The sequence below is a fragment of the Pyruvatibacter mobilis genome (genome assembly GCF_012848855.1).
Classification (GTDB): domain Bacteria; phylum Pseudomonadota; class Alphaproteobacteria; order CGMCC-115125; family CGMCC-115125; genus Pyruvatibacter; species Pyruvatibacter mobilis.
This window is the reverse complement of the sequence record NZ_CP051630.1, coordinates 965,663-980,440: the sequence shown is the minus strand read 5'-3', so window position 1 is coordinate 980,440 and position 14,778 is coordinate 965,663. Positions and strand designations below refer to the sequence as shown.

Genomic DNA, 14,778 nt, shown 5'->3' with positions numbered 1-14,778 from the left:
ATATGACCCATTTCTGTCCTGAAGCGGGGCGTGTGCCCGCCAATGGACGGAAAAATGCAGGGAGCGTGCCGGGTTGGCGCCCCGAGGGGGCCCCGGGACTATTCAGCCGGGGCAAACCCCGCACGGGAGCGCTTTCGTTCGTCCCGCCGCGCCTCGCGCCGGGCAATGATCATGAACAGCGCCGGGGTGAAATAGAGCGCCAGGATGGCCGAGCCGCCCACGCCGCCGGCAATGCCCGTGGCCATGGGCTGCCAGAAGCGGCCGCCGAACATGATAAGCGGCAGGAAGCCGCCGATGGTGGTTAATGTCGTTGAGATGATGTGCCGCGAGGCAGCGACCACCACGTCTTCCGCCGCCTCGGCATCCCCCGCCCGCGCGGCATCATCCGCCCGCAAGGCCGACAGCACGATGATCGCCCCGTTAATGGCGAGGCCCACAAGACCCATGGTGCCGACAATGGCAACGAAGCCGAGCGGATGGCCGAACAGCCACACGCCCCACAGCGCCAGCCCCACCGACAGGAAGGCCACGGCAAAGACGATGCCCGCATAACGGAACGAATTGAACGACAGGATGATCGACGCGGCCATGATGACCAGCAGCGGCCCGGCAAACGCCAGGAAGCTGCCCAGCGCCTCCGACCGCTGTTCGGCATCCCCGCCGAACTCGAAGCGGTAGCCGCGCGGCGGCGCGTAGCCCGCCTTCTCCAGTTCCGCGCGGAACCCGGCCAGCGCCTCAGCGGGCAGCACGAAAGGCACGACGAAGGCCTGGATGGTGTTGGTGCGCTCGCCATTGCGGCGGGTGATGCCCGCAAGCTCTGGCTCAAGCCCGATATCGGCGATGGCCGTTAGCGGTACGCCCGGCATGCCGCCTGCCGTAATCGGTCCGCGCTGGCTGGGCAGGATGTATTCAGACCGGATGTCGGCGACGGTGCTGCGGTCGTCGTCACCGATGCGCACGCGCACCGGCAGTTCTTCCGTCGCTTCCACCACGGAGCCGCCGATGGCCCCCTCGAAGGTGGCGTCGAGCTGGCGGGCGATGTCCACCGCCTGCAGCCCGGCATTCTTGGCTTCGTCCTCATTCGGCACCACGGTCAGCTTCGGCTGGCCGCCTGCCAGCTTGGCGATCGTGTAGGTGATGCCCGGCGTGCGATGCATAATGGCGCGGATTTTCTCGCCTTCTTCGCGCAGCACATTGAGGTCCGGCCCCACCACGCGCACTTCCACCGGCGCATCCACCGGCGGGCCCTGCTCGAACGGCGTGGCCAGGATGGTGGCGTTGGGGAAGGCATTGCGGATGTCGTTCTGGATCTCGGGCAGGTCTTCCAGCGTCGCTTCCCATGACACGGTGCGGACGAAAGCCTGCGCGAAGGCCGTGTTGCCCTCGCCCGAATTGGTCATGGAATAGAAGACACGCGGCGCCGGGTCGCCCACCACCCAGTAACTGTCAACGATGCTCTCATGGGCGTTCAGCTCTTCGCGGATCTGCTCGACCATGCTGCGTGTCTCCTCGATGGAGGCCTGCGGCGGCATGAAGAGCTGCACCTGGAACATGTCGCGGTCATTGGCAGGGAAGAACTGCTCTTCCAGCGTGCCCGCCATCAGGAAACCGATGACCGGCAGCACCATGGCAACGGCAATGCCGATGACCGGCACGCGGAGGATGAGGCGGATGGACCGCCTGTAGAGGTCCGCAAGGTCGCGGTTCACATAGCCATCGCGCCACCAGACAGGTGCACGGCCGTCACGCCCGTCATCCTCGCTGGAGACATAGCCCGCAACCGCCGGGATAACAGTCATGGCGAGGAAGAAGGACGAGGAGATGGCGACGATGACGCCGATGGCCAGCGGACCGACGAACTCCCCCGCCCCGCCCGGCGCAAGGAAAATCGGCGCGAAGGCCAGCGCGGTCGTCAGCGTGGACGCAAACAACGGCACGAACAGATGCGAGATCGTTTCCGAGATCGCTTCACCGGGGCTTGCGCCCGCCTTGCGGCAGGCATTGAAGTCATCCACCACCACGATGGCGTTGTCGATCAACAGGCCGAGCGACACGATGATGCCGACCATCGAAGTCTGGTGCAGCGGCATGCCGATGATGTTGAAGAAGATGAACACCATCAGCACCGACAAGGGCAGCGCCATGCCGACGAGCAGCGCGGACTTCCAGCCAAGGGTGATGAGCAGAACGCCCAGCACCACCCCGGCACCCAGCAGCATGTTGGACCCGAGTTCGCCAAGCCGCGCGGAGGTGTAGATGTTCTGGTCGAAGACGATGCGCATCTCGATGCCGCGCGGCACCTCTTCGCCGAACTCCTCGATCACCTCCATGGCGCGCGCCGACCACAGGTCGATGCGGCCGCCGGCTTCCATCTCGGCAGCAACCATGACGCCGCGCTTGCCGCGGATTAGGGCCAGGCTGCGGGGCGGATCACGCGTGCCCTTGCTGACGGTCGCGATATCCCGGATACGGACGATCTGCCCGTCCGGCCGCTGCTTGATCGGCAGGTCGCCGATCTGCGCCACGGTCTCAAGCTCGCCCACCACCTCGATGGACAGGTCATTGGTGGCATTGCGCAGGAGGCCGGCCGAGACCTTGGAATCCGCCAGCCGGATCGCATTGGCCACTTCCGCCGTGGTGAGGTTGAGGGAGGAGACCGCCACCGCATCAAGCGTGACGAGAACTTCCTCGATTGCCTCCCCGTGAATGTCCGCCTCCCGCGTGCCGGGCACGTTGAGCAGACGGTTTTCAAGGTCTTCGCCGAGCCGGGTGAGGATATCCACCTGCGGCGGCCCCTCCTGATCCCAGGCCAGGCCCACAACGATGGTGACGGCTGTCGAGGAGCGGTCCTGAAGGTCGGGCTTGCTGGTGCCCGGCGGCAGGATGGCTTCCGCCTCGATGAGCTTGTTGCGCACCTTGGACCAGATCTGGTCCGGCACCATCACTTCGTCGCGCAGCTCGACGCGGATGAGCGACACCCCGGCGCGGCTTTCGGAATTGAGCTCCTTGATCTCCGGCACCTCGCGCAGCGCATCTTCGATAGGCTCGGAGACAAGGCTTTCCATGCGCAGGGCATCCGCCCCCTGCAGGAAGGTGATGATGGTGGCAAAGCGGCGCGTGAGGGCCGGGTCTTCCTGACGGCCGAGGCTGGTGAAGGCAAGCCAGCCGGCAACGATGATCAGGCCCAGCGTCAGGGCGGTGAGACGGGGATTGCGATAGAAGAGGTTGGACCACATGGCGCGAACTCCCCCGCCCTACTTGCCGCTGCCGGTGGCGGCCGGTGCGGCAGGTGTGGCAGCAGACGCCACACCGTCAGACAGGCGGACCCGCTGGCCCGGGGCCATGCGGTGTGTGCCGCGCGACACCACCATCTCCCCGTCGCTGAGCGTGCCGCGCACATAGGCCCGGTCGGCTTCCGTGTGCAGGAGCTGCACCGTGCGGCGCTCAAGGATGCGTTCCTTCTCGCCGGGCTGGGTACCGTCCTCGTCCGGCTCAGGCGTGACCAGCGCGAAGATGGCCCACAGGCCGCGGCGCCCTTCGGTCAGCGCTTCGATGGGCACCCAGTAGCCTGCCTCGTCGATGGTCTGGGTCAGGAAGACGCGCGCCAGCTCGCCGGAGCGGACGCGGGAAAAAGGCGCTTCAACCAGGAAGATGGCCGTGGCCGTGCGGGTCTCGCTGTCGACTTCCGACAGCACCTGCGACAGCACGGCGGGGTAAAGCTCCCCGCGCACTTCGACCTGATAGATCGTGCCTTCAGTCAGCGTGTCGAGAACTGATGCGGGAATGCCGATGCGCGCTTCCAGCCGCGCGCTCTCCAGCAGGCGAAAGATGGGCTGGCCCGCATTCACCACCGTGCCCTCGTCGACCATGCGGGCGACCACATGACCGTCATAGGGTGCGCGGATGGACGCAAGCTCCAGTGCCACATCCAGCGCACGGATATTGGCGCGGGCGGCGGCAAGCTGCGCCTGCACCGCCTGCCGGTTGAACCGCGCATCGTCATAGCGCTGCTGGGAGACATTCTTGCGTTGAAGCAATTGCCGCTGCCGGTTGACGGTGACGTCAGCAAGCGACAGCCGCGCCGAGGCCTCGGCTTCCGCCGCCCGGGCCTGGGCGAGCTGGGCTTCAAGGCTGCGCGTGTCCAGAGAGGCAAGCACGTCGCCCTCTTTCACTTCCGCGCCTTCATCCACCGTCACGGTGGCCAGCAGGCCGGGGCGTTCGAAACCGAGATTGGAGCTGCGCCGGGCCGTGATGCGGCCCGCATAGCGGGCAGAGACATCGTAGGAGGATTGGAGAACCAGCGGCGCGGCCTGCACCGGCAAGAGCTTGTCGCGCTCGATGTTCTCGCTGATGGCCTGGCGGGCGCCGCTGACAAAGAAAATGACGATCCCTGCGAGAAGGAGGAGACCGAGCCCGATCAGATAACGCCCACGCACCACGCCGTTTCCCCCGACACACGCAGACCCGCCGGATGACATTCAGGTGCCGGGGCGGATCACAGGTTGGTTAGTTGCACCATGGAACTTATGCTGCCATGGTGAGTTTCATGATGCAACGCACATGGCGCAGCTTCCTGACAATTTGTCCGGAATGTGGCGCCCTATGGAGTTAGATGGGTGCGCCGGACCAGTTTCGCCAACTCTGAATGTACGCTCGCTTGCTCGCTGGAGATCATCGGCGAGTGGTGGACGATGCTGATTATCCGCGAATCCCTGAGCGGCTATACGCGATTCGAGGAATTCCGCGAGAATCTGGGCATTTCGCGCAATATCCTCACCCGCCGCCTGCGGCACCTTGAGACCCACGGCATCCTCGAGCGGCGGCAATATCAGGACCGCCCGCCGCGCTATGAGTACCACCTGACCACCAAGGGCAAGGATCTCGGCACCGCCGTGATGGCGCTGGCCCAGTGGGGCAACCGCTGGAAAGTGGCCAACGACAAGGCGACCCCCGTTGCCTTCAACAATTACGTCACCGGTGCCCCGCTGGAGGCCCGGATCATCGATACGTCCAACGAAGAGGCTGTGCCGTTCAATGCCGTGGTGGTGACCCGGCCGGACGGTGTCGTGTGCCATCCGGGCAAGGACGAGATGGACGCCGCGCAGATGAGCGACTCGCGTTAACTCTCCGACATTTCAGTCAAATTGCGTTTTCCACAAGAAAATTAGCCCTGTCCCCTGCCCATGCACGGGCCTTGGGCGGCAATGGCATGTAGCGTGCTCTACCACTCCTGAACGGCGTCACCGGGCCCCGATCTGTGCCTAACCGGCACGACTGGCTGTCCCGGAACTGCCTGACGGATCAATAAGGGACGATGGGGCCGAAAACCCTGCCCGTTCCGCCCCGGCTGTGCCAGAGATGCACGCCGGCACTGTGGATTGAGAGCTGCGAGCCGATGACCAAGACCCGCGCCGCCCGTGACCTTCTGGCCTACTGGTACCGCCTGAGCGCAGGCCGCCAGGCGCCGCGCCGCGACGAGATCGAGCCGCGCGACATCAAGCGGCACCTGCCGGAGATGTTCATTCTCGAGCTCGAGCGCCCCGGCGTCTTCACCTTCAGGCTGGCGGGCACGGCGATCTGTGAAAGCTACGGCTTCGAACTGCGCGGCGAGGATTTCTCCACCCTGTGGCAGCATGACGGCCGGACCGGCGTCATGGACCTTCTGGCCCGCGTCGTCGGCAATGCCGAACCGGTGCTGCTGGAGGTTGCCGCTGAATCCTTCCGTGAACGGATGGTGCGCTTTGAACTGCTGCTGCTGCCGCTGGCCGCGCCCAATGGCCGCCTGACCCGCGTGCTCGGCTGCTTCGCGCCGCTGGAAGAGCCGTTCTGGCTGGGCACCGACCCGATCGTGCGCCAGTGGACGGAGACCATTGAAGTGCTGGATGCCGAAGACGGCGACAGCGTGCCGCTGACCGACCGGGTGGAGCTTGATGTGGAAAGCGATGACCTGTTCGCCGACCGCACGGATACGCCCGCCCCGCCCGCCATCGCCTTCCGCGAGGTGCGGCCCTATCTGCGGCTGGTGAAGACCGACACCCGCTAGAACACAGTGCGCCGGATGGACCGCGCTAGGACGTGACGGCGGGGAGTTCATCCTCGAAGTCGACAAGCTGCACGCGCAGTTCTTCGGCACCACGTGCCCCGCGCAGATCCACCCCGCCAAGCTCTGCGCCGCGCAGGTCAGCGCCCCGCAAATCCACATCCACCAGGATCGCCTCGCGCAGATCCGCGTTGCGCAGATCAGCCCGGTAGAACGAACCGCCGGTGAAATCCGCCTGGCGCATATCGGCGCGGCGCAGATCAGCGCCCTGGAACATGGCCCCATGGGCCCGCACCGGCCACTTCTTGCCGCCCATGCCGCCAATGGGCATCGGCGACATATCCGCGTTTGACAGGATCGCGCCCTTGGCCCGGATATTGGACAGCCGCGCGCCACGAAGATCACAAAACTGAAGCTGCGCCTTGGCCAGCATCGCGCCATCCAGATCGGCCATGGTGAGGCTGGAGTGCGATAGCTGGGCATCCGCCAGCACGGTATTGCGCAGGTCAGCGGCAGCCAGCTTCATGCGCGGCGCCTTGAGACCGGTGGCGTCAATTCCGACCGCCTGCAATTGCTTGCCGCGCTCCCCGAGGCTCGCAACCCAGATGCGGTGCTCCTGAATCATGTCGGCGATGGTCTGCCCGGTCTCGGTGACCTGCGGCGGCAAGGTGGCTCCGGTGATGTCCGCATGGGTCAGCTCGCTGCGCGTCACCTGCGAGGCCGTGAGATCGGCACCGGCCAGATTGGTGTTGTCGAGAACACTGCCGGCAAGGGTGGAGCCGCGGAGGTTGCAGCCGGACAGATCCGCATCGGTCAGGTCACAGCCGGTGAAGATCGCCCCCGACAGGTCGGAATCCGTGAGCCGCGCGCTGCGCATGCGGGCGTTCTGGAAATTGGCGTCGGTCAGCACCGTGCCGGACAGATTGGCCCGCAACATACGCGCGCCGGTGAGATTGACCGACGACATGCTGGCGCCGGTGAGGGTTGTCGTCCCCTCGCCGCTGGCGAAATAGGCAAGATTGCCACCGCCGTCGCGGGTCATGATCATCCCGTCGCGGATATCCGCGTGATCGAGATTGGCACCCTCGAAATCCGCTTCGACAAACAGCCCGCCCCGGAGGTCGGCCCGCACAAGCGTCGCCCCGCGAAAGGTCGCTTCGCTGAAATCGGAGCTGAAGAAATTGGCCCCCGACAGGTCCGCACCGTCGAGACAGACATTGCGGCCGCTGGTGCCGACGAATTCCGCTTCGCGCAGATCCGCGCCGGACAGGTCCAGGCCGTCGATACACTGAAAGGAGATGACGAGGCGCTGCCCGCCCTTGAGGCCCTTGATGAACTTGTGGTGGCGGAGAAGCGCCACCTTCAGCATCTCCACCCCCATCCGTGCCTGCGAGGACACCACGCGTGACGGCAGAATGTCAGGCGATGCGCCGTTAAGCGCGACCCCCGGCCCCAGGGGTGACCGGGCCCGCAGCCGGACATGAGCCGGGGCCGAACGGGTGATGGGCTGGTTCAGGGGAGGCTGCATGAGGCCGGATACACCTTCTGTTGAAGGACCAGCCTAGGCGATGATCAGTGCCGGAGCGCCTAACCCGGCGCTCCGAACACTGACCAAATTTTCCTAAAATTACACCGACCGCCCTATTCGGCGGCGGCCACCGGCTCGCGGTCTTCGGCGATGGTGACATATTCCGGTGCAAGCGCCGTACGGCCGCGGATCATGTCGGCGGTCTTTTCGGCGATCATGATGGTCGGCGCATTGGTGTTGGCCCCGACCAGCGTCGGCATGATGGACGCATCCACCACGCGCAGACCTTCAACACCACGCACCTTCATGGACGGATCGACCACCGCCATGTCGTCGGTGCCCATCTTGCAGGTGCCGACCGGGTGATAGAGCGTCTCCGCCGTGGCACGGATCCAGGCGTCATACTCATCATCCGTGTTGACGCCCGCAGGGGGCTTCAGCCGGTCACCGCGATAGGGATCGAACGCTTGCTGGCGGAAGATCTCCTCGGTGGCGCGAATGCCGTCACGCATGGCGCGGCGATCATCCGGGGCTTCCAGATACATCGGCTGCAGCAGCGGATCATCCATCGGGTCCGCGGATTTGAGACCGAGGAAGCCCCGGCTCTGCGGACGGGCCGGATACATGATGCAGGAGAAGCCGTGCGCCTCGTTGATGCCTTCGCGGCCGTGGCTGTCGGGCATGGCGACGCTGACATAGTGCAGCTGCACATCCGGAATTTCGAGGTCCGGACGGGTCTTGATGAAGGCACCGCCGGCGGTCGGCGGGAAGGACGCGTCCCCCTTGCCGAACAGCAGATAGGACAGGCCGGCCTTGATGCGGGCCGCAGCGCCGGCTGACCGGTGCAGCGTGATCGGCTGGGTGCAGTTGAACTGGCTGACCACGCCCAGATGGTCCTGCAGGTTCTGGCCGACGCCCTTGACGTCCGCCACCGGCTGGATGCCGAACTTCTTCACGTAATCCGCGTTACCGATGCCCGAAAGCAGCAGGAGCTGCGGCGAGTTAATGGCACCGCCGGAGAGGATCAGCTCCTTGTTGACCTGAACCTGCTTCACCTCGCCCTTCTGCACATACTCAATACCGGTGACCTTTGTGCCGTTGAACAGGATGCGCGTGGTGCGGGCACCCGTCTCCGCGACCAGGTTCTTGCGGTTCAGCGCCGGCACCAGATAGGCCTGCGCCGCCGAACAGCGCTTGGAGCCCTTGATGGTGTGCTCGTAGCGGGCGAAGCCTTCCTGCTGCGCGCCGTTGAAATCCTCCGTCAGCGGATGGCCGGCCTGATGACCAGCCTCGACGAAGACATCGAGCAGCGGGTCATTGGTGCGGTTGGACTTCTGCACATGCAGCGGGCCGTCATGGCCGTGGAACACGGTGTCGTCGCGGTTGGAGTGCTCGGCCTTCTTGAAGTACGGCAGGCAGTCCGCATAGGACCAGCCCGGATTGCCCATCTGCCGCCACATGTCGTAGTCGCGCGCATGACCGCGCGTATAGACCATGGCATTGATCGAGGACGAACCGCCCCACCCCTTGCCGCGCGGCCACCAGAGCTTGCGGTTGTTGAGATGCGGCTGGCCTTCGGTCTCGAAGCCCCAATTGTGCGGGTTCTTGGTGCCGACAAGCTGGGCGTAGCCGGCAGGCATGTGGATGAACATGTTCTTGTCGCGCGGACCGGCTTCCAGGATCAGCACCCGGGCCCCTTCGTCCTCGCTCAGCCGGTTGGCCAGCACGCAGCCCGCGCTGCCCGCACCCACGATCACATAATCAAATGCGTCCATTTCATCCCTGCCTGTTCTCTGCAATGGCGGCCCGCCCTCTTCACCGGAGGGCCAGGAATGGCCGCCGACGCGCCAATACAGCGGCGCGGCCACCCCGAAAGGGCAACCGCGCCATGATTTGCGTTACATTACCGTAAAAGATGACGCCTGCGTCAAGTTTATACCGCAGACCTCGCCAAACCGTTACGGCACCAGCTGAATTTCCACGCGGCGGTTGAGCGCTTCGCGCACACCATCGGCGGTGGGAACGGCAAGCTGAGTCTCGCCATAGGCGATGACGCGGATGGCATCCGGCAGCGCCCCCAGCTCGACCATGGTGGCCTTCACCACCTCGGCGCGTCGCAGGGACAGGGTGTCGTTGTAGCCGGCCGGGCCGGAGGTATCCGTATGCCCACCGAGCACGATTTCCCCGTGGCCGCCGACGCGGGCCGTTTCCATCGCTTCGCCGATCACATCCAGCGCCTCGGCACGCAGGAACCACTCATCAAAGCCGAAATAGGCGGTGAAACTGGCGGCATCCGGCAGCACGACCACCGGAGCCGGCGGGGTAATGGCGGCTTCAAGACCCACCAGACCCGTATCGAATTCGGACCGGCAGCGGCTGATGGCGGCGGCGTCAGACTCAGGATCGATTGAGCGCAGATACCAGCAGTCAAACGCTGCCTGGGCCTGGGCCGACAGCACCGGCTGGGTGCTGCGCCCCGCATTGAGGGCGGCGATCAGGCGGCTGCGGGCCGTGTCGAAATTGGCGATCGGCGCCGCCCCGGGCTGCAGGGCATCGGCCATGGGCACCACCGGCGCCACCACCGTGCCGCGCGCCGCAGCAATGGCGCGGGCAGCAAAGGCGTTGGACAGCTCTTCGTTGTCTTCCTCGAAAGCACGCGCCGAATGGGTGAGATAGGCGTCATAGAGGGCCTGGGTGAAGGCATCCCCCGATGGCGTCATGTCCCGCGCCTCATCCAGCTGATAGCTGGCGCAGGAAGACAGAATGACCGCGACCGCCACCATGAGCAGGTGACGGATGTCGAGACGAAGGAACTGCCGCATCTTTTTCTTGATCCCCAACCGTGAGTCCTTAACCACGTTTGGCGGGACAGTATCAGGCGGCAGGCGCAAGGCCAATGCTGCTAACCGGCAGTTTTCAGCCGCCTCCATTGCCGGAGTGCATGACCCTTGCCTCCCACCATTTGGGCCGTGTCCGAGCATGGCTGTGGCGGGCGTCCGGAACGATCAGGTTAGGCCGGTCCAGACTGCCAATTGTGATGGAGACATTGGCATATCCATCATCAACGGCGCATAAGCCGCTCCCACACAGTGGACAGGAGCCGCGCTGGGTGCGCGCACTACTGCGAAACAGCTGCGGCTCACCGCCTGGGCCGCACCAGTCAATCTCATCCATCGGAAACTCGACCCACGCAACCGTTGGCGCGCCGCTCCACCGGCGACACATGCGGCATGAGCAAAGATGCGGAAATACCGGCTGCCCCTCGGTACGGTACCGGATATACCCGCACAGGCAGCCACCTTCATACACCCGGGCAGGTGCCATGGAACGCTCCCTTCAAAACAGGCGTCCGGAGCAAGCCCTAGAACTCTTCCTTGGCCGGCCGCAAGTCCATTTCCAATGTCCAGGTGGTCTGGTTCTGCATGTGCAGCGTCCAGTAGGCGTCGGCGACCGCGTCAGGATTCAGTCCGCCGTCCTCGCCCTTGGCGTCGAGATATTCCGGCAGGCGGCTGCGCACCTGATTGCCGTCAACAATGCCGTCGATAACCGCATGGGCCACATGCAGGCCGCGCTTGCCAAATTCACGCGCCATGCCGTGGGCCAGTGCGCGCTCCGCGGCCTTGGCGGAGGCAAAGGCTGTGAATGGCGGCCGCGCGCGCATGGAAGCCGTGGCACCGGTGAAAATGAGGGTCGCCTGGGTATCACGCACCCCGTCACCCTCGGGCAGCACACGCCGCGCCATCTCGCGCCCGACAAGGAAGCCGCCAAAGGCGCAGAGCCGCCAGAGGTCCTCAAAGAAGGAATCGCTCATCTCCGTGAGCGGCGAAAAGCGGTTATTGCCCGCATTGTAGATCACAAGGTCAGGCAGCCCCGCTTCCTTCTCCGCCACGTCGAACATGCGCGCGACATCATCCGCCTGCGTCGTATCAGCTACGATTGCGGTGGCCTTGCCGCCGGCGGCCTCGATTTCGCTCACCAGCGCATCCAGCTTTTCCTGTGTGCGCCCGGCAACGAAGACATGCAGCCCTTCCGCTGCTGCCCTGCGCGCAATGGCACCGCCGATACCCGCCGAAGCGCCGGCACCCACCACCAGCGCCACCTTGCCCTTGTCGATCTGCATTGAAGTGATCCTCCCACCCGGCGCCCCGCCCGACAGGCGATCGACGCGTTCTGAAATGAAACCCGGATATGGGGCCTGCGGCCCCCAATGCCAGCGGTTTTTGCAACGGCGCGTTAACCAGCGGCGTGAAACACTTCAACCCGTGGTTCTGACCCATGTGCAGGTGCGCGCTATTCTCAGGCGCATCACGGAGCTTATGAATGACTGACCGCCAACCCGGCCTCGAGATGGCTGAAGGCCAGCCGCACTCGTTTGTGGCGACAGATGAGCGGCGCACCTATACGCGCGTGGCCGTCAATCTGTCCGCGCGCTGCCTGATGCCGGATGGCGGGGAGTATGAAGGCCGTGTGCGCGACATCTCGGCCTCCGGCTGCTTCATCGAGCTGGATGCATTCTGCACCCGCCCGGAAATGCGCGAACGCATCATTGCCTATATCGACCGCCTGGGCCGCTTCGAGGGCGATGTCGTCCGCAGCACCCAGGATGGCTTTGCCCTGGAACTCTCCATGACCCCGGCCAAGCGCGACCGCTTTGCCGCAACGCTGGAGAAATTCGCCCAGGGTGATGCCGCCGCGCTGGAAGAGATCCGCCGCCACCGGCGCGTGGAAATCGAGGACAAGCCCACCCAGCTGAAGCTTGCAAGCGGCCAGACGGCCCATTGCCGCATCATCGACATGTCCCTGTCGGGTGCATCCGTTGAAACGCATCTGCGCCCCGTGCTGGGTGCATTCGTGGAGCTGGGCCGCATGCAGGCCAAGGTCGTGCGCTATCACGAGAACGGCTTTGCCGTTGAGTTCTCGGAAGTCGGCACGACGCCGAAGGCCGTGCTGCGCCACTTCGACCCGATCCAGTAGCCGGGCCGACACCGCCTTAGGTCTTCACCGCCTCAGATCTTCACCACCACACATCTTCCACAATTGTCATGGAAGCATGCTGGATCGGGTTCCCACCTCACCGGCATACTGCATCCATGACCTGTCTTTCCCTGTTCCGTGCGGGCTCCGGCGCCGCTGTCCTGTCCCTGCTGGGCGCTTTCAGCCTGGCCGGTGCCTCCCCCGCTTTGGCCGCGGGATGCGGCTCACAGGAGCGCCACCGCATCGCGGCGGTGCAGGCGGAAAACGACCTGTTCGGCAACGGGGCGGACCGGCACTACACCCACGGCACCCAGGCGACCTTCATTTCGGGAGGGCCGGTGCCGCAGATCCTGCAGGACATCGGCCACGGCACGCCGGGCTTCGGGCGCAGTGACCGGATGCAGTTCTCGGTCTCGGTGGGCCAGTCGATCTTCACGCCGGACGACATTTCCATCCCGACCCTGCAGAAGGATGACCGGCCCTATGCGGGCTGGCTCAATCTGGGCCTCGGCGTGGTTGCCTTTCACCAGGACTGCGCCCCGGACGGCACCTCCACGACAACGCGCATCGATGCGCTGGAGGTCGCGATCGGCGTGATCGGCCCGTGGTCGCAGGCCGATGACGTGCAGACCACCTGGCATGACTGGATCGACACCCAGGAGCCGCGCGGCTGGGCCAACCAGCTGGAGAACGAGCCGGGCATCGTGCTCACCTATGAACGCCGCCTGCCGCGCCGGCTGGACATCCAGTGGTTCGAGGACGCCCTGCCCTTCAACCTGGAAGCGGATGCGACACCGCATTTCGGCTTCTCACTGGGCAATGTCTTTACCCATGCAGCCGCAGGCGCCACCTTGCGCATCGGCGATGACCTGAGCACCACCGACGGCGTGCCGCGCATCCGCCCCAGCCTGCCGGGCTCGGGCTATTTTGAACCGGTGGACGGCATCACCTGGCAGGCATTCGGCGGTGCTGAGCTGCGCGCGGTGGCCCGCAACATCTTCCTCGACGGCAACACGTTCCAGACCAGCCACCGGGTGGAAAAGGAAACGCTGGTGGCGGATTTCCAGGCCGGTGTGGCGCTGACCATCGGCCGGGCGCGGGTGACCTTCACCAACATCTGGCGCAGCAAGGAATTCAAGAAGCAGGACGCCTGGGACGAGTTCGGCTCGATCTCGGCCGCGTTCCACTTCTGACCTGAGATTTGCCAGTCTGCCCCAAACCGTGCCGCTCGGCGCTGCTTGGGGTAGACTGGTATGAGCGGGTGCATCCGCGCCCTCATGATCCGGAGATCATCGCCATGCTGGCATTTGCAAAACCCATCCTGACCGTCGCCGCTGCCGCCATGGCCGCGGTCTTCCTGCTGGCCGCAACCCCCACCACCGCGCGGGCGGAGAGCGATTGCAGCAATACCAATACCGGCGGCGTGCTGGGCGGCATTGCCGGTGCGGCTTTGGGCGGCTTCCTCGGCTCCCAGTTCGGCTCCGGCGGCGGCAAGACGGCGGCCACCATCGGCGGCGTCATTCTTGGCGGCATTGCAGGCAACCAGCTCGGCAAGGAACTGACCTGCGAAGACGAGGAATATGTGGAGGACACCACATATGAATCGCTGGAAACCGGCGAGGAGACCACCTGGCGCAACGAGGAAAGCGGCAATTACGGCGAAGTGCGCCCTGGCGAGGTCTATACGGACGCCCGCGGCTATGAATGCCGGGCCTTCGAGCAGGAAATCTACGTCAATGGCCAGCCGGTGAAGGACACAGGCACCGCCTGCAAGCAGCCCGACGGGTCCTGGCAGATCGTTTCCTGACCCCTGACGAGCCCTCCTGAAGACCCCGAAATGATCAGAATGGCCGCCTGAGACGGCCCCCGACGCCCCCAAAAACGGGTGCCGGTGATTTTTTTTCGGGTCCCGACCACTTTTTTTCAAGGCGCGCTTTGCCCGGCAAGGCGCGCCTTTTTCGTGTCCCGCTGCCCGGCCCCGGCAGACGCTGCAGCCGGCGCGGTGCCGCGGCACGCCAGATGCCCCCCGATTTTCCGCAGAACAGAGCCATTTTGCAGCGCAGCAAAAGCTAGAGATAAATCTGGATAAAAATCGAACGACAATCGATCTGAAATTACCCGACTGTTTATTTGAAACAAGGCCGCTTTTTCATTTCGTTTGACTTAAATATAGATGCGGAAATCAGAAATATAGAAAAAGGATAGAGCCAATCTCAGGTCATCTTTTAGAGGTAAC

The 14,778-nt window shown here is 64.7% G+C and carries 12 protein-coding genes; 5 read left to right on the top strand and 7 right to left on the bottom strand.

Translation table 11 applies throughout. The features are described 5' to 3' along the window. Positions 1-98 precede the first annotated feature (98 nt). Positions 99-3,236: an efflux RND transporter permease subunit gene (locus HG718_RS04535; RefSeq protein WP_160588887.1), complete on the bottom strand. Its 3,138-nt coding sequence runs from the start codon at positions 3,234-3,236 to the stop codon at positions 99-101. An 18-nt stretch (positions 3,237-3,254) separates the two neighbouring features. Further along, positions 3,255-4,436 carry an efflux RND transporter periplasmic adaptor subunit gene (locus HG718_RS04530; protein ID WP_160588888.1) on the bottom strand — a complete coding sequence of 394 codons (1,182 nt, stop codon included), beginning with the start codon at positions 4,434-4,436 and terminating at the stop codon, positions 3,255-3,257. A gap of 180 nt (positions 4,437-4,616) precedes the next feature. Here HG718_RS04530 and HG718_RS04525 point away from each other — a divergent pair, with 180 nt between their 5' ends. Together HG718_RS04525 and HG718_RS04520 are read left to right on the top strand one after the other, a co-directional pair. Continuing rightward, positions 4,617-5,123, top strand: a complete 507-nt coding sequence (locus tag HG718_RS04525) for a winged helix-turn-helix transcriptional regulator (RefSeq protein ID WP_160588889.1) — start codon at positions 4,617-4,619, stop codon at positions 5,121-5,123. Positions 5,124-5,395: 272 nt separating this feature from the next. After that, complete coding sequence (locus HG718_RS04520; RefSeq protein WP_160588890.1) at positions 5,396-6,043, top strand: PAS domain-containing protein; 648 nt, start codon at positions 5,396-5,398, stop codon at positions 6,041-6,043. Positions 6,044-6,068: 25 nt separating this feature from the next. Here HG718_RS04520 and HG718_RS04515 read toward each other — a convergent pair whose 3' ends face one another. The 5 genes from HG718_RS04515 to HG718_RS04495 form a co-directional block, all read right to left on the bottom strand. Continuing rightward, a complete protein-coding gene (locus tag HG718_RS04515) occupies positions 6,069-7,568 on the bottom strand; it encodes a pentapeptide repeat-containing protein (protein WP_027843744.1) in 1,500 nt (499 codons plus the stop codon). 113 nt (positions 7,569-7,681) lie between these two features. Next, positions 7,682-9,343 carry a choline dehydrogenase gene (locus tag HG718_RS04510; RefSeq protein ID WP_160588891.1) on the bottom strand — a complete coding sequence of 554 codons (1,662 nt, stop codon included), beginning with the start codon at positions 9,341-9,343 and terminating at the stop codon, positions 7,682-7,684. A 183-nt stretch (positions 9,344-9,526) separates the two neighbouring features. Continuing rightward, complete coding sequence (locus HG718_RS04505; RefSeq protein ID WP_027843746.1) at positions 9,527-10,390, bottom strand: OmpA family protein; 864 nt, start codon at positions 10,388-10,390, stop codon at positions 9,527-9,529. A gap of 94 nt (positions 10,391-10,484) precedes the next feature. Continuing rightward, a complete protein-coding gene (locus HG718_RS15735) occupies positions 10,485-10,892 on the bottom strand; it encodes a GFA family protein (RefSeq protein WP_160588892.1) in 408 nt (135 codons plus the stop codon). Between the two features lie 37 nt (positions 10,893-10,929). Then, on the bottom strand, positions 10,930-11,688 hold the full coding sequence (locus HG718_RS04495) for an SDR family NAD(P)-dependent oxidoreductase (RefSeq protein ID WP_160588893.1): 759 nt from the start codon (positions 11,686-11,688) through the stop codon (positions 10,930-10,932). 200 nt (positions 11,689-11,888) lie between these two features. Between HG718_RS04495 and HG718_RS04490 the strand changes: the two genes are divergently transcribed. From HG718_RS04490 to HG718_RS04480, 3 genes are all read left to right on the top strand, one after another. Next, positions 11,889-12,542 carry a PilZ domain-containing protein gene (locus tag HG718_RS04490; protein ID WP_160588894.1) on the top strand — a complete coding sequence of 218 codons (654 nt, stop codon included), beginning with the start codon at positions 11,889-11,891 and terminating at the stop codon, positions 12,540-12,542. A 116-nt stretch (positions 12,543-12,658) separates the two neighbouring features. Further along, positions 12,659-13,735: a lipid A deacylase LpxR family protein gene (locus tag HG718_RS04485; protein ID WP_160588895.1), complete on the top strand. Its 1,077-nt coding sequence runs from the start codon at positions 12,659-12,661 to the stop codon at positions 13,733-13,735. A gap of 104 nt (positions 13,736-13,839) precedes the next feature. Next, positions 13,840-14,349, top strand: coding sequence for a glycine zipper 2TM domain-containing protein (locus HG718_RS04480; RefSeq protein WP_160588896.1), 510 nt, complete (start codon positions 13,840-13,842; stop codon positions 14,347-14,349). The last annotated feature ends 429 nt before the right edge of the window (positions 14,350-14,778 follow it).